Here is a 22,163-nt window from a genome sequence, read left to right on the forward strand (position 1 = left end):
ATTGGCGGCTGCATTGCTCCGGCCCTACCATGGCCCTCAGGAGCGTTTTTGATAGCTCTTGCCAATGCCTCGTCAGCTCCTCGAAACGCTCTCCTGGAGGCTCTGAGCCTGTCAAAAATCTTCTCAATAATTTGAAAATCCCTGTTTTGAGATTTTAGAAATATGTTTTGAAATGTTTTGTGGTGTTTTGATTCTATAAATAGGTGCGACCAAGTCTGCGGAGCTAAGTAGGCGCACCGCCTACACTTTTTTCAGCGAGATGCGGTTTCCAGTACGTCAGGGTCGGCCGGCTGCAAAATGAAGCCGCTTTCAGTGAGCCTAAGCGGGGTATTCAGCAACACTTCGTTGATGTGTGTAATCTCAGGGCCGATCTTCACGACAGGAGGACGAGCCGTGGCAGATTATAGAAACGCTTTTGTCGGAATCGATGTTGCCAAGCTGAAGAATGCGATGGCTGAATCTGGCCGGAACCGAGAGAGGTTGAGGCATCGGATGCCAGTATGCGCCGCATTATCCAGCGTATAGCCGCAAAGTTTGATCACATGCATTGCTGCTACGAGGCCGGCCCCACGGGTTCCGGCCTCCACCAGCTCATCAAGTCGCGGGGCCATGACTGCCTGGTTGTCGCTCCGTCGCCGATCGCGAGAAAGCCTGGCGACCGCGTCACGAATCGCGAGACTTGCTTGCGCTCGCCCGGCTATTGAGGGCCGGCGAGCGCACGACGGTCTGGGCCTTCATGCTCAAGCACGGCGCGTCTAGCCGCCTCGATCACTGACGCACGCCGTCTGTGCTTGTGCAGGTCGCTACCCACCCTCGATGGAATCTCAAGCGAGCAGGGCAGACGTTATTGAGGGCCATTGTTCCAAAAGCTGACGAAATCCCTGCTCCGATGGAGCCCGTAAATTTGCTGGCGTGGCAAAGTGCTTGTTGACTGTTGACTGGCACAGGAAATGTATGTAGGCGGCAAAAACACGTCACACGTCAGAAAACTCGTCACGAGGTCTTTTATGTTGCATTATATGACGCTCCTATCCGCCTCGGTGGCCCGTGCGCTCGTGAGGCGGGCGTGGCGGTGATCGATGTGGCCGGTGCCGGCGGCACCAGTTGGGCCGCGGTGGAGGGCGAGCGCGCCCGCGATGACGCCGACCGTGCAGTGGCGATGGCGTTCGCCGACTGGGGGATCCCGACCCCGGCTAGCGTGCAGGCGGTGCGTCGGGTGCTGCCAACGGTGGAGCTGATCGCGCCGGGCGGGATCCGCGATGGCGTGGACGTGGCCAGGGCCATCCGTCTGGGCGCGGACATCGCCGGGCAGGCGGCCGGCGTGCTGGGCGCGGCAACGGTGTCCACCGAGGCGGTTGTTGGGCATTTCCGGATCGTCATCCGCCAGTTGGCGGTCGCCTGCTTCTGCACCGGCTCGGCTGATCTGGCGGCGTTGCGTCAGGCGCGCTTGTTGTCCTCGACATGTCTGCAATCCCATGCCTGAGACATCGATCGTCAAGGATGCCGATCTTAGAAAACGGCTTCGCGACGCAAGCCGTTTCAAGCTCCCTGCTGTTCGCGAAGTCGAAGTCCGCCAGATCATCGCCGAGCAGGTGGCCCGCAACGCGGAAAGTGCAGCGCGCGAGGTCGAACTGAGCGCCATGCCGCGTGAGAAACGGCGCCGTGCCCTGACCCATGACCATTTTCTACAAGAACATCCGCGACCTGCGGATATTCGTCACCTTCATAGCGTGCTTGCGATCTGTGGCTTGCCTTATGCGCGCCCACCGATCGATCTGCGCGAGTTTAGGCGCAAGCAGGGCAACATGGGGATTATGGTGCAGGCGGGGAGTAGCCTGGGTCCTGATGGGGCATGGCTTGACTATACCCTGCCATTCGGCCCCAAGGCCCGATTGATCCTGATGCACCTATGCTCCGAGGCCATCCGCCAGAAATCGCCGACGGTCGAAATCGCCGACACTTTCACGGCCTTCGTACGCGAAATGGGCTTCTCCGACAGTGGGGGAAAAAAAGGGCCGTTGACTGCGTGCAAGGAGCAGCTGAATGCCCTGGCCCATTGCTCCATACGCATCAGCTCAACCGAGCCCGACAAGATGAAGGCTAATCAGTTTTTCCTGATCGAGGACATCGATATGTGGCTATCGACGGATAGCCACCCGGAATCCCGCTGGCGGTCTACAGTCACGTTTAGCAGCGTGATGTTCGAGAACCTGCAGCGCCATACTCTGCCGGTCAACGTGCACGTTGCGCGTGCCTTACAAGGCAGCGCGCGCAAACTGGATATATACTTCTGGCTTGGTGGCCTCGTCCACAACAACGGGAAAGAGCCGGTCCGGAACCTACAACCCTTTCCGAATTCACCGGTCGCGTCTGTCCGCGCCCTGTCCCTGCGATGAAGACTGCATGTTGAACTCGCCAGGGTTATCAGAGCGGTGGAACAGGCGATCGCCGCTAGCGATCACCCGCTACCAAGTCGAAGCATCCCTGGGTCGATGGCCAGATCAAGCGACTTCGCCGCCGCCTCCATTTGGGCGTCGCCTGTGGCGCTGTTCAGTCGTTCTCAATCACAAGATCGCCAACGGCTGCAGGATGCATTTGTTCGTGGATGGTTTGCGCATGTGCCATGGCGCTCTCGTAGTCAACGTGAAGGTGGACGCGCGACATCGCGCCGTTAAGCTCGGTCACCACGACCTTTGATCCGATGGCGACGGCGCGCGTGCCTGCCGCTGCGACAAGGCGCATCGCGAAATCGATGTCGGTTATGATGCAAAGGCAGGGCCTACCGTCCTCTTCAAAGCATATCGAGCTAATATCGTGTTGATCAAGAAGCATAAGGAGAGTGTCGCGTTCTGCAACACTCGCGACAGCTAATACTGCTGTGTCGCGTGCTACTGTCACGGAACCGGAGTATCCGTGGCCTGTGATGATCGTGCCCGTCGCCGCTCCGTCACTAGTCAGTGCTTTGCAGACTATGGTAACTGCGTGCTTTTTAGCATAATCCACCGCCCTATGGTGCAGCACCTTTGCGCCCTGCCGCGACATCTGCTCGATTGTCCCATACCCAATCTTCGGGATTAATCGTGCCCCTGATACAAGATGAGGATCCGCCGTGTAGACGCCCTTAACATCCGAATATATTTCGCACGTTTGCTCTCCCAACATAGCGGCGATCACGACTGCTGTCAGATCGGAGCTGTTTCTGCCGAGAAACGTTAGTCTGCCCGACTGATCAATTGCCTGACCACCAGCGACAACGACAATGTCATGCTCCTGAAGTGCAGCCCTGATCGGCTGAGGATCGACGCTTTCAACTGACGCGCGACCGAAGTCCGAATTAGTGCGTATTCCGATGGCATAGCCGTTCAAAGACGTTACGGGAATCCCAAGGCAACTAACTGCAGCATCCAACAGGCAGGCACTCAGCATCTCGCCGATAGCAAGTGTCGCATCGAGATTCGATGGTGTTGCTTCCCTATTGACGCCAAGCACGGTTGATTTCAGCTCGTCGGTCATTCCAGACATTGCGCTGACCACGGCAACAATCTTGTTTCCTCCTTCAGCGCGCAGCTCAGCTAAATGCCGAGCAACTCGGGCATAATGACAAGGGTCTCGAAAACTCGAGCCCCCGAATTTGACAATAGTCGTCTTCATGATTCACCGATCAAATTGTTGGCGATCGCAAGCTGTGCGATGAGGAGTGCGTTGAGTGCCGCCCCAACCTGAATGTTGTCGGCTACCACCCACATCCACAGCCTGCGCGGATTCTCGGGATTAACTCGGACCCGTCCGACGTGAACATCTGCAGGATCTCCCAGATAGCGCGGCGTTGGATATCCGTCGCGAATTTCGTCAGCATAAAGTCGAACACCTGGTTCATTTGCCAGGAGCTCACGGACCTGTTCTAGTCGAACATGATCGTCGAACTCGAGGTATACCGCCTCGGAATGACCCGTCTTTACCGGCACTCTAACGCAGGTGGCGGTTAACTGCAGATGAGGCATACCGAAGATCTTCCGTGACTCTTGAACCAGCTTGCGTTCCTCAAGAGCCACGCCTTCACGGGAAATCTCTCCGATCTGAGGTATGACATTGAATGCAAGATGGACAGGGAAGCTCTCCGCAGCGGGTCCGGTGCTCCCCTCGAGCCAGGCTTCGGCACCGTCTTCTAGCTCGTTAATCCCGCGCAGGCCCACTCCTGACGCGGCTTGATAGGTAGCCAAAAGAATCTGCTGAACGCCGAACGTCGCTATCAACGGTCGCAGTGCCCGAACTAGCTGTATTGTGGAGCAGTTTGGATTTGCTACTATTCCAGACGGTGGACGAACCGTCAGTGAGCACGCGTTAACTTGTGGTACGATGAGGGGTACGTCAGGCTTCATTCGAAAGGCATTCGAGTTATCAATCACCAAGGCTCCTTGGGATGCGAACCGGGGCCCCCATACGGCGCTGACGTCGTCGCCTGCAGAGAAGAATGCAAGGTCGGTTTTGATATCACCGATATCGCCGATGTCGCGGAGTGCCTCAACCGGGTATGTTTGATCTCGAAACTTAAGTTGACGCGCACTCGAACTGGAGGCGAACAGCCTCAGTCGATCGATCGCAATCTTGCTTTTTTCCAATAACTGGATCAGGGCCGTTCCGACCGCCCCGGTTGCTCCAACGATAGAAATATCTAATGCTCTCATGGGTATCCTCATTTAGAAGCTCGTGGTTGGATCTTGGCTTCATTATTGAAAGCTCGCTGCGGCCGCCTGAGGGTGTAACCGAAGAGTGTCGAACTCGGCGGCGGGTTTACATGCTCCGAGGTCGACCACATGCCGCACACCGTCACCGAGCACGTCATAAGACACGTAGTCGACATCGTTGTAGGCGCCGTTCTCTTCGAGAAAGTTGATCGACGCGATAACGCCGCGTCCCGCGCACCCGACGCCTGGCTCCGGGCCGCCAGACTCCACGCATTTGATACCTTTATAGCCGACCTTGAGCACGTCTTCGAGTTCAAGATCTTCAACCGAACCTCTCGTTGCTGCGAGATCAAGAACCGTATCCTGGGCCTTCGAGTTCAAGATCAGGCGCGTAGAGTCAGCCTTCGGGTCACAGCCGACGATGAGGATCTTCTGCCCGTGGTCCACAAGGGCGGCTAGCGCGTTTTGGGACGTAGTGGACTTGCCAATTCCGCCCTTTCCATAAAATGCAATCTGACGCAGAGCTGCCATGTTTGGCGTTCCTTCATGTGTTCGAGGCAATGCGCGGTTATCTCGCAACGCGAATGCGGAGGCCGTTCCGCTGCCTAGCAATAGCTTTCAAGATTCGTGCCAAGCAGGCCGATTGAGATGACGAACAATAATTCGCTGCGATTCCAGTTATGGGGGCGTAAAATACGGGATTGAGAACAGGAACGCTTGTCACGTAACCGACAAAGGTGATGACAATGTCGGCAATGGATTGTCACCCTGAACAATCATTGATCGCTCGCATCTGGGCGGCGATAGAGGCTAAGGATTGGAAGACGGCACTGTCGGCCCTTGAAGATGGCGTCAGTGTCACGCCGGAAAGCCTCTACCTGTTCGAGTTATATGCGGACACGCTGCTTGACGAATTGCAAGACATGGAGGCGGCTGGCTGATGCTCCGCAAATTTGTCCGCCTTGCAATGAGAAGGACTCAAAAGCCTGGCTTCTTGGAGCGATGTACCAACTCTTTGACTCATCGCATGATTACTCGCGATTTCCTTTTGGTAAACGCTTGTCGATGGGCAAGGAGCTGTCTGAGCACAGCCTGACACTGTGTCAGCGGGAAGATGCCTATTCAAGGGCGGAATACTATGATGCCATGGCCCACTTCTTCCATGAGATCGGCAACAACGAGGTGGCAGTGGAGTTGGTCAAAATGGCTGTGACTTTGGTAAAGGGGCTGCCCGTCCCAGACGAAGTGAAGCAGCCCCTGCTGGCGCAATTGCTGAAGACACTAGCCGAGTACAAGTGTCACGAAGCAGTTCGCGCGGAGCTGTAGGGTGGAAAGCGGAACATCTTTGCGCTGCTTGGGGAGCGTCCGAAAGATTTTAAGCACAACCTGTTGCGAATGGCCCGGCTTGGTGCGCTCGATCGTTAATGCCGAGCCTGAGCCATCACACCTTTGACGGCCCGCAGAGGCTGGCAAAGACAAGCCGTGGTCACTTCCAGGCAGGCGAAAAAACCGCAATCAGATCCGGACGCCAAAAGCGCCACCCATGCATGGAGACACGATGTACGACATTTGACCTGCCACTAATCTTTCATCCAGCGGCGGTTAGAGCCCCGGCGGTTTTGAATACGCCAAGTGGCGGGGTGGTAGAAACCGGCGGAAACGCGAAGCTTTCATCTTGCGCAGCGTTGGAGCCGGTTGCGGCGATGGACCCGGCATAGTCTGCCGGGGTTTGATATCCGAGCGATGAGTGTGGCCGGAAATTGTTATAATCTTCGGCCCATTCAGCGATGGCGCTGCGAGCATGATCGAGGCCGAAGAACAGGCTCTCGTTGAGCAACTCGTCGCGCATGCGGCCGTTGAAACTCTCGACATAGCCGTTCTGCATCGGTTTGCCCGGCGCGATGTAATGCCACTCGACCTTGTGATCTTTCGACCAGGCAAGGATGGCATTCGACGTGAATTCCGTGCCGTTGTCGGAGACGATCATGCCCGGTTTGCCACGCCGTTCGATCAGCGCTGTCAGTTCTCGCGCCACACGACGACCGGAGATAGATGTGTCCGGGATCGCCGCCAGGCATTCGCGCGTCACATCATCGACGACGTTGAGAACGCGGAAGCGTCTGCCGCAGGCAAGCTGATCGTGGACGAAATCCAATGACCAGCGGGCATTGGCCTTCGCTTCGACCAGGATCGGCGCACGGGTGCCAACAGCACGCCGCCGGGCTTTCCGCTTGCGGACCGAAAGACCTTCCTCGCGATACAGCCGGTAGATGCGGTTGACGCCGGATGGCTCTCCGTCCCGCCGAAGCAGGACGAATAGCCGCCGGTAGCCGAAGCGTCTTCGCTCACTGGCCAACTCGCGTAGTTTCGCTCGCAATTCAACCTCCAGCGGTCGGCAGGACCGATAGCGGATCGTCTTGCGGTCGGCGGATATAATCTGGCAGGCCCGCCGTTCCGAAAGACCCATGACGGTCTTCAGATGCGTGACGGCGTCACGCTTGGCGGCAGGCCCTACCATTTTTTTGATAGAAGCTCCCGAAGAGCGGCTGCATCCAGCATCTGCTCGGCGAGCAGCTTTTTCAGCTTGGCATTCTCGTCCTCAAGCGCCTTCAGCCGCTTCGCCTCAGAGACCTCCATGCCCCCGTATTTGGCCTTCCAGTTATAAAACGTTGCTTCTGAAATCCCGTGTTTGCGGCAGAGGTCGGCTGCCTTCGCGCCAGCCTCTTGCTCCTTCAGCACGGCAATAATCTGCTCTTCCGAAAATCTCTGCTTCTTCATGCGTCCGTCCTTTAATAGGCCGGAACTCTAAATCCATTCTGGAGGAAATTCGCAGTGGCAGGTCACATTGTCACGACAATTTGCGGGTTCAGCGACATGCCTGCATTTCTCGGCCCCATATTTGGGCGCCTAAATAGCTAGCATAGCAGGTGAATAATATGGGTCGTCTATAAAGAAGCTGACTGGCACGAAACTTGAAAGAAATGGGCCGACGACGAAGGTTGCAAGTCATCACCGTTGAGCCGAGCCGGAATTCCGATCGGACCCTAGCTTGGACAGCAGACCGAACTTGCAGCGGTCAAAAAGGAGTAAGATCGTGTTCCCTAACAACAACACCAACTCGCTTTCTGTGTTCGAAAACCTCGAATCGAACGTGAGGTCGTATTCGCGGTCCTTTCCTACCGTTTTCAGGAGGGCCGGCGGAGCCATTATCGAGGACGAGAAGGGTTGCAAATACATCGACTTTCTCTCCGGCGCGGGCGCTCTCAACTACGGTCACAACGATCCCGACTTGATAAATGCTATGGTGGAATACGCGAAATCGAGTGCAATAATCCATGGATTGGACATGGCTACGTCAGCTAAACGACAGTTTATGGAGTATTTTAATGCCACGATTTTACGCTCGCGTGGTTTGAAATATAAATTTCAATTCCCTGGTCCGACCGGCGCCAATGCCGTAGAGGCTGCCTTGAAGCTCGCACGCAAGGTCACTGGACGGCATAGCATAATTTCATTCACCAACGGCTTTCATGGAGTGAGCCTGGGCGCGCTTGCCGTGACGGGTAATCGTTACTACCGCGATGCGGCAGGCCTTCCTCCATCCGGCGCCGTATTCATGCCCTATGACGGCTACTTTGGGCCAGATAGAGACACGTCGGAATACCTGGACGAAGTGCTTTCGGATGGAAGCAGCGGCATAGATCTGCCAGCAGCCATCATTTTGGAAACCGTTCAAGGCGAGGGGGGCATAAACGTCGCGAGCGACAAGTGGCTGCGGTCGGTCGAGCGAATTTGCAGAAAGAACGACATTCTCCTCATCGTTGACGACATTCAAGCAGGATGTGGGAGAACGGGCAGTTTCTTCAGCTTTGAGTTCGCCGGTATATCGCCCGACATAATCGTTCTCTCGAAGTCGCTGAGTGGCATCGGGCTGCCGCTGTCCCTTTTGCTGCTCAAGCCCGAGTTGGACGTATGGCAGCCGGCAGAGCACATCGGGACGTTCCGAGGCAACAACCTTGCGCTCGTGACAGCGACGGGCGCTTTGAGAAAGTTCTGGGCGAATGAAAATCTATCTGACGATGTCATGGAAAAAGGAAGCATCATGAGCGAGCGCCTGCGGCAGATAGCGCAAAGCACCCAAAATCACAATCTATCCGTCCGCGGAAGAGGCCTGATGCTGGCGCTCGACTGCGCTGTAGGCAACGTGGCCGAAAGGATCGTTCGCAAAGCCTTTGATGAGGGGCTTGTGGTAGAGAGATGCGGTGCAGAGGACCAAGTTATCAAGTTTCTTCCACCTCTGACAATCGATGCGCAAATGCTTCAGCGTGGTCTGGACATTCTGGACCTGTCTGTCCACGCGAGCGTCTGACTCTAAAAGCCGAAAATCGGACAGAGGCTCAATGCGAGACATGAACTTTCTTCGAAGACGCGTTGGCGTACGGTCGCGGAAACTGATGTTACTGAGGTGGCGGACTTGAAGCAGAAGATGCTCATCGCCAGCGGCGGCGCCCGCAGCTGGCTCGTAGGCCATGTTGAACGTAAAGGTCCAGAAAGGTCGTGCATCTCGCGGTAAGGTGGATGAATAGCTCCAACTCGTGGCTTAGTCGAAAGCCGCATGTGCTTCACTCAAATTCAGGAGGTAACGATGAGCGAACCTGTCGGCTTTTATATTGATCATCAGATGACCGTTGCCAATCTCCCAAGTAGCGAAGCTCGAATATATTCGCCGTTGGCTGCGAAGAAGGTAGACAGCGCAGCGGAGATTGGACTGCCGGTGAGTATAGGCCGTAGACGGCGGCGGCATGCGTGTCCGATTACGCCGCAATGCCGGCGGGGTGACCAAACAGACGACTCATCTGTTGGGCGAAATGCCCCTCTAGCGATCTTCGCCGCAAACACTGGTGGAATAGGAGAAGTGACATGCACGGAAACGTGACGACGCTCGATGTATCAAAATATATCTGCGCAACAAACGAGTTGGCACGCCGATCCGGTCTCAGCATTACGATGGGCGAAGACTTTGAGGAATATGTGGGGATCACCAGCAAACTTCCCGGAAAGCGGCCCACGTACCCAAACTTCCGTCCAGACTGTTCCGATCTTTTACCTGGGAAGGCTTTTTGGATTGTCGGGCGAGACAGGGAAGGAACCGTGGCACATGTCCAAGCAATGCGCCTCGACGATCTACTTGACACGAACCTTGCAGAGCACCTCGAGTCGCTAAAATCCTGCTTCAAGGATCCTGACTGGCGATGTCACGTTGTTTGATCAAGGTCGGAACAAGGCGCTTATGTGAGACGTCAGGCGGTTGCGCCGGTCACGGCTTTCCACTGCGCCATTGCGCGGATCCGATGGATGTGGATGGCGAGGGCTGAGTTTTTCTGGTGCGGGGGGACGAAGAGATTTCGGAGTGCCGAAAAGATCGATATGAACCGTTGCAAGCCGCCGACGGATCGAAATCCCTGCATCATCCGCTCCCGTTTTCGAAGCGGCACGTGAGAATTCTCGGCTCGATTGTTCAGGCCCTTGTGCGATCGATGTTCGACGGCGGGCATCACCTCCCGTCTTGCAGCACCATATGAGCGCAATTTGTCGGTGACGATCCGCTTCGGCGTCAGGCCTTGCTTCTTCAGCAGCCTGACCAGCAATCGCCTGGCGGCTTGGGTATCGCGGCGGGCTTGAACGATCTCGTCGAGAACGTAACCGTCTTGGTCAACGGCACGCCAGAGCCAATGTTTGCGGCCGCCGATGGAAATCACCACCTCGTCCAGATGCCAGATATCCTTTCGCGAAGGCCTCTTTCTGCACAACTGCCTGACATAAGCCGTTCCGAATTTGCGACCCCATCTCCGGATCGTCTCATGGGAGACGACGATACCGCGCTCCAGCAGCATCTCCTCGACCATCCTCAGGCTCAAAGGGAACCGAAAATACAGCCAGACCGCACGGGCGATGATCTGCGGTGGAAAGCGGTGGTTCTTGTAGCTTACGGCCGGACTGTTCATCCCAACCCATTACCCGACAACCGTTAAGCCGCTGACAACGTGACATCACCAATAGAGGCCGAGCTGATAGGCCAGGAACATGCCCTTGTAGACCACCGTCGCCGACGACAGCGACACCAGATAGAAATTGCGCTCCTCGCCGATACGTTTGGAGATCACCTTGCGCAGCGTGAACAGCCGGCGCTCGAAGTCGTCGTTGTTTTCGGCATCCTTGCCGGCGCCGATGAAGACCTGCACATGATGCGGCTCGGTCTCGGCAATGGCCGGCGCCTTGGAGAGCGAGGAATTGTCGACCGGCACATCGCGAAAGCCGATGAAGACCTGACCTTCTTCGGTGATGACGTCCTTGATCACTTTCTTGAAGTGCTCGATCTGCTTTTCATCGCGGGGCATGAAGATATGGCCGACGCCATATTTGCCGACCGGCGGCAGGGTAACGCCCGGCCCCGTCATCTCCTCGCGGAAAAGCCGGTCGGGGATCTGCACCAGGATCCCGGCGCCGTCACCCATCAGCGGATCGGCGCCGACGGCGCCGCGATGCGTCAGGTTCTCGAGAATGAACAAACCATCCTTGACGATCTGGTGCGACTTCTGGCCCTTCATATGCGCGACGAAGCCGACGCCGCAGGCATCATGTTCGTTGCGCGGATCGTAGAGGCCCTTCGCTCGACGCTGGCTCCGGTTGATCGCTCGACGCTGGCTCCGGTTGAGAACCTGCTTGGGCATGAGCGCTTTGTCTGTCATACCGACGTTAGGTGCCATGATCGGAGTCCCCTCTCTGGTCGTCCCTCACCAGCGTGTTGGTGAGGTAATATCATCCGGTGAATATTCGTGTTCTAAACCGAGTAGGGTTCGATAGAATTAGTAGTCCCGTAAGGTCCCAAACGCTGACCTGCGTTCCCACAACTGCCCAACGCTCCGGCCTCATGTCTCAGTGAAATCTGTTCTAACATTCTCACCTCAGTACGATACCTCCACGGTGAGGTAGGGTGGCCACGCATGGGTGCCCAAAAGAGGAGATACACGGCAAAGCGTGGCTCAATTGATCGTTGGGAGTGGAGATAGCTTCGATGCAAGACGCTGCGACGCCCCAAAGACGTTCTATATGTTCGTGTGATCTGGAGCGTTCAACCGAATCATATCGAAAAGAGTTGCAGTCGCTCTTTCTTATGGCTGCAACGGCACCGCAAACGTATCATGGTCTGCAATGGTTCATCAAAAATCATCCATTTTTTGAAACAATCACGAAGGCGCCTCGCTCCATATGTGACCGATAATGGCCGGACCAGTTAGTACTGTAACCCACCAAACCCGGTAGTTTCTAAAGATTCCATTCTCTCTTATTTGTCAGCAAGTCAGGGGCTGAGCCACACTCGATGCCCTTCTCACAGCACAGCTTGCAATTGCCAACGACGTAGTGAGTGGAACATGAATGTACACATTTTGAAATTCGGGGGCTCCAGTTTTCGGCAGCCCGGAGACTATATTGCAGTTGCTCGGCATCTAGCTGATCGTCGGGAAGCAGGCGAGAGCAAGATAGTTGTCGTGGTCAGCGCGATGGCTGGAATGACGGACAGATTAAAAAATACTCTGCGCGACGTTGATCGCAATCCACTGCCATCAAGCCTAGATGCAGCGCTCGCAACTGGAGAGATGTTCAGCGCTTGCATGTTGGAGACTGCAGTCAGTCGGCTTGGGATATCGGTCATCTCATTAAACGGCTACACCCTCGGAATTAAGACAAATTCGGATTTCAGGCGAGCGTCGATAGATTGTGTGAATCCGAAGCCAATCCTCACTGCACTTAAGGAGCATGACGTTGTCATTGCTGCAGGTGGTCAGGGGATCGATCAGTCCGGCAAGTTGACTTTTCTCGGCAGGAACAGCTCTGATCTCTCAGCCGTCGCAATTGCATCTACATTGGGCGAAAACACTTGTGAAATATACTCGGATGTTCGGGGCGTCTACACCGCAGATCCTAATCTCGTCCCAGAGGCACAACTGATCCCAAAGATCGCCTATCGGAGAATTGCCGAGATGTCGAGATATGGTGCAAAGGTGCTTCACCACGGGGCCGTGGATTATGCGGAGAAGAACGAGGTAACTATAAACTGCAAATCGCTTACGGGCGGTGAAGCGGTCGCCGGCACGATCGTCACTGCTTGCGGACATAACACCAGTTCCGTGATAGTGGCTCGTGACGCATCAATTTTGCCGGTGGCAAGCGCCAAAAAAAGGGACTCTCTCCGCGAGGTACTTCATCAACATAACATCAGTGCGATTTGCCTCGAAGACGACCACAGCCCCTGCCTTTGCATCATAACTGATATCGACTACGCAATGCATGTTCTCGCACTGGAAGGCACACCCACGGCTCCCGTTAGAACAAGAACTGTGGTTACGGACTTCGATGATCCAGTGATAGGTATCTATTGGTACGCTGATTACGAGCAGGCCGTTGGAATGGCCCGCGATATCCATCGACGAATTTATCCCGATGCAATGGGAGAAGCATCTGTGATTGCGGACAAGGCACCTGAGTATCTATCCCTCTTTGGCAACTCGGCGCGGCGAATTGATCAATAAGAATCATGCCGCCATGCCGCCGTTAAATTCAAATGCGAACATGGACTTAACCGCAGAACTCCGGTCTCGGCTTTCCGCCCTTTCCCACCAATAGGATCATTATCTCAGCCACGCGGCGAGACAAAGTACACGCCGGTTTCAATGTCCAGCTTATATCCAGATCCCCAGACAGTCACCAGCAGACAACGAGCGCCTGCGGCAGCAAGTTCGGACCTCAGATTGGACATATGAGAGTCAATGGTTCGATGGAGCGTCTCACTCTCTGGGCAACAGTAGGCAATCAATTCATCGCGCTCGTACATACGACCGGGGTGACGGGCCATACAATCTACGAGCTTGAACTCCATTCGAGTCAGATTCAGGACTTTTGATCCCGTCGGGTGATCTACCCACACCGCATGTGCAGAATGGTCGACTGTCAGTTTAAATTTCGGCACAACATCAATCCTGACGGGTTTTTCGTCAAAAGACATTTTTATTCCGTCATTAGTTAAATGATTCGTCTCTCTCTGGTCAAGCTTGTCGCCCTCTCGTGCTGCTGAACTGGCGATGTCACGTTATTTGATCAAGGTCGGAACAAGGCGCTTGTGTGAGACGTCAGGCGGTTGCGCCGGTCACGGCTTTCCACTGCGCCATTGCGCGGATCCGATGGATGTGGATGGCGAGGGCTGAGTTTTTCTGGTGCGGGGGGACGAAGAGATTTCGGAGTGCCGAAAAGATCGATATGAACCGTTGCAAGCCGCCGACGGATCGAAATCCCTGCATCATCCGCTCCCGTTTTCGAAGCGGCACGTGAGAATTCTCGGCTCGATTGTTCAGGCCCTTGTGCGATCGATGTTCGACGGCGGGCATCACCTCCCGTCTTGCAGCACCATATGAGCGCAATTTGTCGGTGACGATCCGCTTCGGCGTCAGGCCTTGCTTCTTCAGCAGCCTGACCAGCAATCGCCTGGCGGCTTGGGTATCGCGGCGGGCTTGAACGATCTCGTCGAGAACGTAACCGTCTTGGTCAACGGCACGCCAGAGCCAATGTTTGCGGCCGCCGATGGAAATCACCACCTCGTCCAGATGCCAGATATCCTTTCGCGAAGGCCTCTTTCTGCACAACTGCCTGGCATAAGCCGTTCCGAATTTGCGACCCCATCTCCGGATCGTCTCATGGGAGACGACGATACCGCGCTCCAGCAGCATCTCCTCGACCATCCTCAGGCTCAAAGGGAACCGAAAATACAGCCAGACCGCACGCGCGATGATCTGCGGTGGAAAGCGGTGGTTCTTGTAGCTTACGGCCGGACTGTTCATCCCAACCCGTTACCCGACAACCGTTAAGCCGCTGACAACGTGACATCACCCGCGCGAGACCTCCCTTGGAACGGATATCGCGTTCGCCATAGCGCGCCCCCTCGCAACTCGAAGCTGGAGTCTAGAAGATTCCCGCTTCAGAGTTTCGGTTGTGATGCCTTCATATTGGTTATTCTTCCCTTCCCGTGACCTCGCGTCATCGCCCCTGTCCTGGATACAAGCCTCTTCCGGCAACCAAACGGGTCAGATGAAGATCCCGGTCGATCCCGCTCCTAACGCCCCTGCGGCTTGGAAGGTGACAATCCGACAGCCGGCCGCCGGCCGGAATGACGGCCCGCCCGGCGACGATCACCATGCCAGAACTTCTACGTCCAAGAAGGTGGCAGCAGGCCGGATGATGCAGCGCCGGATCCAGCTGTCTCAACGAGATCGCTAACGTCTTTTGTTGAGTAATAAAAGGGCGGCTCGAGAGCCGCCCTTCGGATCCGGATGGATCGTGCTAAGGCTGTCGCCTTATCACATCATGTCCATACCGCCCATGCCCCCCATGCCGCCGGGCATTGCCGGAGCGTCCTTCTTCGGCAGCTCGGCGATCATGGCTTCCGTGGTGATCAGCAACGAAGCAACCGAAGCTGCGTTCTGCAGAGCCGTGCGGACGACCTTGACCGGGTCGACGATACCCATGGCGATCATATCGCCATATTCGCTCGTCTGGGCGTTGTAGCCGTAGTTGTCGTCATTTTTGTCGAGGATCTTGCCAACGACGATCGAAGCTTCGTCACCAGCGTTGTCAGCGATCTGGCGAACCAGCGACTGCAGCGACTTGCGAACGATGTTGATGCCGGCTTCCTGGTCGTCGTTCACACCCTTGGACGTGATCTTGACGGAGGAACGGAGCAGGGCAACGCCGCCGCCGGGGACGATACCTTCCTGAACAGCAGCGCGCGTCGCATTGAGGGCGTCGTCGATGCGGTCCTTCTTTTCCTTCACTTCGACTTCCGTCGAGCCGCCGACGCGGATGACGGCAACACCACCGGCGAGCTTGGCAAGACGTTCCTGCAGCTTTTCGCGGTCGTAGTCGGAGGTGGTTTCTTCGATCTGCGCCTTGATCTGGGCAACGCGGCCTTCGATGTCCGACTTGGCGCCGGCGCCGTCGACGATCGTGGTGTTTTCCTTGGAGATCGAAACCTTCTTGGTGCGACCGAGCATGTCGAGGGTAACGGACTCGAGCTTGATGCCGAGGTCTTCGGAGATCACCGTGCCGCCCGTCAGGATGGCGATGTCCTCGAGCATGGCCTTGCGGCGGTCGCCGAAGCCCGGAGCCTTGACGGCAGCGATCTTCAGGCCGCCGCGCAGCTTGTTGACGACGAGTGTTGCAAGCGCTTCGCCTTCGACGTCTTCAGCGATGATGAGCAGCGGCTTGCCGGTCTGGACGACAGCTTCGAGAACCGGGAGCATCGACTGCAGGTTCGAGAGCTTCTTCTCGTGCAGAAGGATGTAGGCGTCGTCGAGGTCAGCAACCATCTTTTCCGGGTTAGTCACGAAGTACGGGCTGAGGTAGCCACGGTCGAACTGCATGCCTTCGACGACTTCGAGTTCGGTTTCGGCGGTCTTGGCTTCTTCGACGGTGATGACGCCTTCGTTGCCAACCTTCTGCATGGCTTCGGCAATGTCGAGACCGACCTGCCGGTCGCCGTTTGCAGAGATCGTGCCGACCTGCGCAACTTCTTCCGAGGTCGAGATCTTCTTGGCCTTGGCCTGGAGATCCTTGACGACTTCAGCAACGGCAAGATCGATGCCGCGCTTAAGGTCCATCGGGTTCATGCCGGCGGCAACCGCCTTGTTGCCTTCGCGGATGATCGACGCAGCCAGAACGGTCGCGGTCGTGGTACCGTCGCCGGCGATGTCGTTGGTCTTCGAAGCAACTTCGCGGACCATCTGGGCGCCCATGTTCTCGAACTTGTCGTCAAGTTCGATTTCCTTGGCGACCGAGACGCCGTCCTTGGTGATGCGCGGAGCGCCAAAGGACTTATCGATGATGACGTTACGGCCCTTGGGGCCGAGCGTTACCTTGACTGCGTCAGCGAGGATATCGACGCCGCGCAGCATCTTTTCGCGCGCGGTGCGGCCGAATTTAATTTCTTTAGCTGCCATTTTGAAAACTCCAGAATAGGGTTGTCAGCAATTTCGGGAAAAGCGATCGGCTGGATCAGCCGATGATGCCCATGATGTCGGCTTCCTTCATGATCAGCAGATCTTCGCCGTTGATCTTGACTTCGGTGCCGGACCACTTGCCGAACAGAACGCGGTCGCCAGCCTTGACGTCGAGAGCGACGACCTTGCCGGACTCGTCGCGAGCGCCGGAACCGACGGCGACGATTTCGCCTTCCTGCGGCTTTTCCTTGGCGGTGTCCGGAATGATGATGCCGCCCTTGGTCTGTTCTTCAGATTCGACGCGGCGGACGACGACGCGGTCGTGCAGCGGACGGAAATTGGTGCTTGCCATTGTCTAATCCCTCGATCAAGTGACAGTGCGGATCTTCATCGATCCGGTGGACGTGCTAGCACTCCTCACACGAGAGTGCTAGCACCGTGGCTGAGATATGCCTCGCTGACGTGCGTGTCAAGCATTGGCCAATTCGCAACGGGACAGGCGACCGCATGCATGGGGATTTGCCGATCACGATCCGCTTATGCCCGTTTGGCGATGCTTCGCGGAAGCGTCCTTCATCTGAGCTGGCGATTAGCGCCCCTCGCAACGAGAAGACGCCGAGCTTTGGTGCAAATGGAATAGAAGGTCATTCAAGAGCTCCTCTTTCAGCCGGGTTCTCCTGCTCCGCCTTCGGCGTGGCACCGTTCGAAACATTCGTCTGCGGAGCAACACAAACATCGCCGTAACAAACCTTCTCGCCCTTGTAGTTGGCCAGGATCTGCAGCAGATGTGGTAGGGGTGATGTCACGTTGTCAGCGGCTTAACGGTTGTCGGGTAATGGGTTGGGATGAACAGTCCGGCCGTAAGCTACAAGAACCACCGCTTTCCACCGCAGATCATCGCCCGTGCGGTCTGGCTGTATTTTCGGTTCCCTTTGAGCCTGAGGATGGTCGAGGAGATGCTGCTGGAGCGCGGTATCGTCGTCTCCCATGAGACGATCCGGAGATGGGGTCGCAAATTCGGAACGGCTTATGTCAGGCAGTTGTGCAGAAAGAGGCCTTCGCGAAAGGATATCTGGCATCTGGACGAGGTGGTGATTTCCATCGGCGGCCGCAAACATTGGCTCTGGCGTGCCGTTGACCAAGACGGTTACGTTCTCGACGAGATCGTTCAAGCCCGCCGCGATACCCAAGCCGCCAGGCGATTGCTGGTCAGGCTGCTGAAGAAGCAAGGCCTGACGCCGAAGCGGATCGTCACCGACAAATTGCGCTCATATGGTGCTGCAAGACGGGAGGTGATGCCCGCCGTCGAACATCGATCGCACAAGGGCCTGAACAATCGAGCCGAGAATTCTCACGTGCCGCTTCGAAAACGGGAGCGGATGATGCAGGGATTTCGATCCGTCGGCGGCTTGCAACGGTTCATATCGATCTTTTCGGCACTCCGAAATCTCTTCGTCCCCCCGCACCAGAAAAACTCAGCCCTCGCCATCCACATCCATCGGATCCGCGCAATGGCGCAGTGGAAAGCCGTGACCGGCGCAACCGCCTGACGTCTCACATAAGCGCCTTGTTCCGACCTTGATCAAACAACGTGACATCGCCCCTCTATTACAAGGACCTGTCGGATCCGCGTTTCGAAAGCGCGGTCGCCCTGGTGCACCAGCGCTTCTCGACCAACACCTTCCCGTCGTGGAAGCTCGCGCATCCCTATCGCATGGTCGCCCATAACGGCGAGATCAACACGCTGCGGGGCAACGTCAACTGGATGAAGGCGCGCCAAGCCTCGGTCTCCTCGCCGCTGTTCGGCGAGGACATCTCCAAGCTCTGGCCGATCTCCTACGAGGGGCAGTCGGACACGGCCTGCTTCGACAACGCGCTCGAATTCCTGGTGCGCGGCGGTTACTCGATGGCGCATGCCGTGATGATGCTGATCCCGGAAGCCTGGGCCGGCAACCAGTCGATGGCGGCCGAACGCAAGGCCTTCTACGAATATCATGCGGCGCTGATGGAGCCCTGGGACGGGCCGGCTGCCGTCGCCTTCACCGACGGCAAGCAGATCGGCGCGACGCTCGACCGCAACGGACTGCGGCCGGCGCGCTACCTCGTCACCAATGACGATCGCGTCATCATGGCGTCTGAAGCCGGCGTGCTGCCGGTTCCGGAAGAGATCATCATCCAGAAGTGGCGCCTGCAGCCGGGCAAAATGCTGCTGATCGATATGGAAGAAGGCCGTATCATCTCAGACGACGAGGTGAAGTCGCAACTGGCAACGGCCCATCCCTATCGCAGCTGGCTCGACCGGACCCAGCTCATTCTCGAAGACCTGAAGCCGGTGGAACCGCGGGCGCTGCGCCGCGACGTGTCGCTGCTCGACCGCCAGCAGGCCTTCGACTACACGATCGAAGGGTGATGTCACGTTGTCAGCGGCTTAACGGTTGTCGGATAATGGGTTGGGATGAACAGTCCGGCCGTAAGCTACAAGAACCACCGCTTTCCACCGCAGATCATCGCCCGTGCGGTCTGGCTGTATTTTCGGTTCCCTTTGAGCCTGAGGATGGTCGAGGAGATGCTGCTGGAGCGCGGTATCGTCGTCTCCCATGAGACGATCCGGAGATGGGGTCGCAAATTCGGAACGGCTTATGCCAGGCAGTTGTGCAGAAAGAGGCCTTCGCGAAAGGATATCTGGCATCTGGACGAGGTGGTGATTTCCATCGGCGGCCGCAAACATTGGCTCTGGCGTGCCGTTGACCAAGACGGTTACGTTCTCGACGAGATCGTTCAAGCCCGCCGCGATACCCAAGCCGCCAGGCGATTGCTGGTCAGGCTGCTGAAGAAGCAAGGCCTGACGCCGAAGCGGATCGTCACCGACAAATTGCGCTCATATGGTGCTGCAAGACGGGAGGTGATGCCCGCCGTCGAACATCGATCGCACAAGGGCCTGAACAATCGAGCCGAGAATTCTCACGTGCCGCTTCGAAAACGGGAGCGGATGATGCAGGGATTTCGATCCGTCGGCGGCTTGCAACGGTTCATATCGATCTTTTCGGCACTCCGAAATCTCTTCGTCCCCCCGCACCAGAAAAACTCAGCCCTCGCCATCCACATCCATCGGATCCGCGCAATGGCGCAGTGGAAAGCCGTGACCGGCGCAACCGCCTGACGTCTCACATAAGCGCCTTGTTCCGACCTTGATCAAACAACGTGACATCGCCCTTTCGCGTGGCTACCGGCCGCCAAATGCGCAGAAGTCCGGATGGTGGGGTCATCGTCAAATCAGCAGTCGCTGTCTTTGGTTGATAAAGGCTGCGTGTCACCAGGAACAGATCTTGTTCCGGCCCCAATCTGCACCGCCGGCAGCGGGCACATTTCGTGAGTCACGAGGATCGGCAGTCGGAACAACCGTACTACTAAATTGTCCACCAAAGATGTGTCGTCTGCGGCGTTTGGCGATCAATTATCGCGAGCCACGGTGGCAAGGCTGATTTCGCGGTCGATGAGATCCGCAACATCATCCGGATGATGAAAGACGCCGATCATTGCGACGCCCTCGCCGCAAAGCATCGAAAGCCTGGGCCGGGTCGCTGCCTGCGTCCTGCTCGTCCGGTTCGAATCTTTGGCTTTCGTCCGTCATGGCGTCTCCTATCGTTCTAATCCGAGGCTCCGGCTCTGCCTCAGCTGTTGCTCGATCGCGCGGGAAAGATTCTGATCCTGCCGGATATGGGTGATGCCGAGATCACGGCTCCGGTTGCGCAAGACCGATTCAACCTGTGGGTCGCGCTCAAGGCTTTTGGCCATGCCGCGCATTTGCCCTTCAATCTGCTGGCGGGCATCATCGTTGCGTCAGCTTGATGTGCTTACGACCAAACGAATTTGAGACTATTTCATTTTATGGATCCACTTTTTTGAAATATATTCATGATACATTCATGGAACCGCACTAAGGGTTGAATCGAACAATTCACTCGGAGTTCAAAAATGATATCGCGACGACGGATTGTCTCGCCGATCCGTACGGGCCACTACTGATGGCAGCCTGGCAGGGATTTTGCCCGACCGGCGGGGGCCGTGCTTCCGCACCGGTCGGCGAACTGCTTTCACGACCGGACGTTACGGGCTCGAAATAGCATGTCGCAAGCACCTATCCTGTTCTTTGGCGACAGCTGCATCGGAACTGATCCGGATCATGCCGCCACCTTAGCCGAAATCGTTGAGCTCGCCTTGGGTCTGGTGGACTACCACAACATTAGCGCCGCCATTTTCCTCGGTGATCAGATTATGGGCTATTGCGGAAGAGAGGAACTGCGCTCGCAATGGGCGGTGTTTCATTCCGGTCCGATGCGGCGCCTTTCTGAAAAGGTGCGAACACTGCACATAGCCAGCAACCATGTCTGGTATGATGAGCACAGTGCGCTCGAATACGAAGAACAAAACGGCTACCCAGAGTGGCTGGAGGCCATTGCCGGTATCCAATTCGTCGCCATTAACACCGCGCGCATCGATCGCCGTGGTGATGCCGGCATAGATTGTCGGAGCCTCGAGAGCGCATTGTCGCGGCTCGATCCAGGCAAACCCATCGTTGTCGTTGGCCATCACCCAATCTGGCCAATCAACGGCTACGATCGCGCCCCGCAATGGATTGTCCCTGCCGATGAAGGTCAGAAGGCCTGGCGGATAATGCAGGAAAACAATGTCCGCCTTTATGCATGTAGCCACATCATCGCGTTTGACGTGCAGCTCAAGGGCGGTCTCGCGCAAGTCTGCACCGGAGGCGCCGGCACAAAATACGGCGCGCAGGCGGCAATGCCTGGACAGGTGGAAGGTCCACATCTCGTCCTCGCCAGCGGCCTGGGCTCTGACCGAATGTGTATTGAGCGGATCGGTGTGGCTCCGACGGAGCGGGAAGTTTGGCGATTGACGCGGGAAGCGGATGGCTGGCGTTATTCCGATTTCCGGCGGGTGGACCTGTCCGTGGATATGCTACCCCCTGATGCAAGAGGATATGGGTTCGACATTAGCAGGGTGTATGGGGATGAGGGCAGCATTGAGATTTTCGCGCATGACGAGGGGCCGGCGATTTGCGCTATCGATTACTCCGATAATCGCATCGTATTGAACCTGACCCCTTCACCGGGAGAAGATTCCCGGCAGTGGACGGCAAAACCGGCCGGAAATTGGTCATCCGCACAAATTGAAGTTGTCGCGGGGGCCGGCCCTGGCGGTGTTCTCCTCCGGATTGACAGCGAGCCTCAAAGCTCAATGAAAACCGTGGCAGCGCGGGGGCTGGAACAGGTGCGGCGTGTGACAGGCACTGTGCAAACGGGCTCGGGCAATACGCGCGCGGCATTTTTGGTGCCGGGCTCTCAACCTCCTAAGCTCGACTTTGTACAAAATCGGTTGTGATTTCGGGCGCTGCTGAGCAGCTCGGGTGAAT

Annotated in this window: 14 protein-coding genes and 10 pseudogenes; 13 read left to right on the top strand and 11 right to left on the bottom strand. The window is 56.7% G+C overall.

The features are described from left to right. Window positions 1–393 precede the first annotated feature (393 nt). From N2599_RS37025 to N2599_RS37035, 3 genes and pseudogenes are all read left to right on the top strand, one after another. A pseudogene (locus N2599_RS37025) lies at window positions 394–730 on the top strand (IS110 family transposase); the annotation flags it as partial. A 298-nt stretch (window positions 731–1,028) separates the two neighbouring features. Beyond that, a pseudogene (locus N2599_RS37030) lies at window positions 1,029–1,483 on the top strand (alpha-hydroxy-acid oxidizing protein); the annotation flags it as partial. After that, a complete protein-coding gene (locus tag N2599_RS37035) occupies window positions 1,476–2,396 on the top strand; it encodes a replication protein RepA (RefSeq protein WP_051336856.1) in 921 nt (306 codons plus the stop codon). The pseudogene N2599_RS37030 and the gene N2599_RS37035, both read left to right, overlap by 8 nt. A gap of 154 nt (window positions 2,397–2,550) precedes the next feature. Here the strand turns inward: N2599_RS37035 and N2599_RS37040 are convergent, their stop codons facing one another. From N2599_RS37040 to N2599_RS37050, 3 genes and pseudogenes are all read right to left on the bottom strand, one after another. Next, on the bottom strand, window positions 2,551–3,651 hold the full coding sequence (locus N2599_RS37040) for an amino acid kinase family protein (protein ID WP_027513769.1): 1,101 nt from the start codon (window positions 3,649–3,651) through the stop codon (window positions 2,551–2,553). Beyond that, complete coding sequence (locus N2599_RS37045) at window positions 3,648–4,685, bottom strand: aspartate-semialdehyde dehydrogenase (RefSeq protein WP_027513770.1); 1,038 nt, start codon at window positions 4,683–4,685, stop codon at window positions 3,648–3,650. The genes N2599_RS37040 and N2599_RS37045 overlap by 4 nt, the downstream gene beginning before the upstream one ends. Before the next feature lie 135 nt (window positions 4,686–4,820). Beyond that, window positions 4,821–5,216, bottom strand: a pseudogene (locus N2599_RS37050) (AAA family ATPase); the annotation flags it as partial. A gap of 215 nt (window positions 5,217–5,431) precedes the next feature. On the opposite strand from N2599_RS37050, the gene N2599_RS37055 reads away from it, so the two are divergent. Further along, on the top strand, window positions 5,432–5,626 hold the full coding sequence (locus N2599_RS37055; RefSeq protein WP_156915386.1) for a hypothetical protein: 195 nt from the start codon (window positions 5,432–5,434) through the stop codon (window positions 5,624–5,626). Between the two features lie 61 nt (window positions 5,627–5,687). Continuing rightward, on the top strand, window positions 5,688–6,011 hold the full coding sequence (locus tag N2599_RS37060; RefSeq protein ID WP_027513772.1) for a hypothetical protein: 324 nt from the start codon (window positions 5,688–5,690) through the stop codon (window positions 6,009–6,011). A gap of 262 nt (window positions 6,012–6,273) precedes the next feature. Here the strand turns inward: N2599_RS37060 and N2599_RS37065 are convergent. Further along, window positions 6,274–7,463, bottom strand: a protein-coding gene (locus N2599_RS37065; RefSeq protein ID WP_260308666.1) for an IS3 family transposase whose coding sequence is annotated in 2 segments (ribosomal slippage) — window positions 6,274–7,211 and window positions 7,211–7,463 — 1,191 coding nt in all. Because the reading frame shifts where the segments join, the coding sequence is not laid out codon by codon here. 316 nt (window positions 7,464–7,779) lie between these two features. Here N2599_RS37065 and ectB point away from each other — a divergent pair. Together ectB and N2599_RS37075 are read left to right on the top strand one after the other, a co-directional pair. Continuing rightward, window positions 7,780–9,054 (top strand): diaminobutyrate--2-oxoglutarate transaminase, encoded by a 1,275-nt coding sequence (gene ectB / locus N2599_RS37070; RefSeq protein ID WP_027513942.1) that lies wholly within the window; start codon window positions 7,780–7,782, stop codon window positions 9,052–9,054. Window positions 9,055–9,605: 551 nt separating this feature from the next. Next, the gene (locus N2599_RS37075; RefSeq protein WP_245209346.1) at window positions 9,606–9,953 is read left to right on the top strand and encodes a hypothetical protein; all 348 of its coding nucleotides are present in this window, start codon (window positions 9,606–9,608) and stop codon (window positions 9,951–9,953) included. A 32-nt stretch (window positions 9,954–9,985) separates the two neighbouring features. Here N2599_RS37075 and N2599_RS37080 read toward each other — a convergent pair. Continuing rightward, window positions 9,986–10,736: pseudogene (locus N2599_RS37080) on the bottom strand (IS6 family transposase). Window positions 10,737–10,738: 2 nt separating this feature from the next. Further along, a pseudogene (locus tag N2599_RS37085) lies at window positions 10,739–11,359 on the bottom strand (glutamate synthase subunit alpha); the annotation flags it as partial. Between the two features lie 759 nt (window positions 11,360–12,118). Here N2599_RS37085 and N2599_RS37090 point away from each other — a divergent pair. After that, window positions 12,119–13,276: an amino acid kinase family protein gene (locus tag N2599_RS37090; protein WP_027513931.1), complete on the top strand. Its 1,158-nt coding sequence runs from the start codon at window positions 12,119–12,121 to the stop codon at window positions 13,274–13,276. 104 nt (window positions 13,277–13,380) lie between these two features. On the opposite strand, the gene N2599_RS37095 is transcribed toward N2599_RS37090, so the two are convergent. The 5 genes and pseudogenes from N2599_RS37095 to N2599_RS37115 all read right to left on the bottom strand — a co-directional run. Then, on the bottom strand, window positions 13,381–13,749 hold the full coding sequence (locus N2599_RS37095) for a winged helix-turn-helix domain-containing protein (RefSeq protein WP_084606787.1): 369 nt from the start codon (window positions 13,747–13,749) through the stop codon (window positions 13,381–13,383). A 124-nt stretch (window positions 13,750–13,873) separates the two neighbouring features. Then, window positions 13,874–14,624, bottom strand: a pseudogene (locus tag N2599_RS37100) (IS6 family transposase). Between the two features lie 470 nt (window positions 14,625–15,094). Continuing rightward, window positions 15,095–16,732, bottom strand: a complete 1,638-nt coding sequence (groL, locus tag N2599_RS37105; RefSeq protein ID WP_260308657.1) for a chaperonin GroEL — start codon at window positions 16,730–16,732, stop codon at window positions 15,095–15,097. A 55-nt stretch (window positions 16,733–16,787) separates the two neighbouring features. After that, on the bottom strand, window positions 16,788–17,084 hold the full coding sequence (groES, locus tag N2599_RS37110; protein ID WP_027507824.1) for a co-chaperone GroES: 297 nt from the start codon (window positions 17,082–17,084) through the stop codon (window positions 16,788–16,790). Between the two features lie 292 nt (window positions 17,085–17,376). Next, a pseudogene (locus tag N2599_RS37115) lies at window positions 17,377–17,523 on the bottom strand (TlpA family protein disulfide reductase); the annotation flags it as partial. Between the two features lie 8 nt (window positions 17,524–17,531). Between N2599_RS37115 and N2599_RS37120 the strand changes: the two are divergent. The 5 genes and pseudogenes from N2599_RS37120 (at window position 17,532) to N2599_RS37140 (ending at window position 22,132) form a co-directional block, all read left to right on the top strand. Beyond that, a pseudogene (locus N2599_RS37120) lies at window positions 17,532–18,282 on the top strand (IS6 family transposase). A gap of 56 nt (window positions 18,283–18,338) precedes the next feature. Further along, window positions 18,339–19,136, top strand: a pseudogene (locus tag N2599_RS37125) (glutamate synthase subunit alpha); the annotation flags it as partial. Between the two features lie 5 nt (window positions 19,137–19,141). Continuing rightward, window positions 19,142–19,892: pseudogene (locus N2599_RS37130) on the top strand (IS6 family transposase). Between the two features lie 557 nt (window positions 19,893–20,449). After that, window positions 20,450–20,581, top strand: coding sequence for a hypothetical protein (locus N2599_RS37135; protein ID WP_260308667.1), 132 nt, complete (start codon window positions 20,450–20,452; stop codon window positions 20,579–20,581). Window positions 20,582–20,857: 276 nt separating this feature from the next. Next, window positions 20,858–22,132 carry a metallophosphoesterase family protein gene (locus N2599_RS37140; RefSeq protein ID WP_156915393.1) on the top strand — a complete coding sequence of 425 codons (1,275 nt, stop codon included), beginning with the start codon at window positions 20,858–20,860 and terminating at the stop codon, window positions 22,130–22,132. Window positions 22,133–22,163: the final 31 nt, after the last annotated feature.

It is taken from the genome of Rhizobium sullae, from assembly GCF_025200715.1.
GTDB lineage: Bacteria > Pseudomonadota > Alphaproteobacteria > Rhizobiales > Rhizobiaceae > Rhizobium > Rhizobium sullae.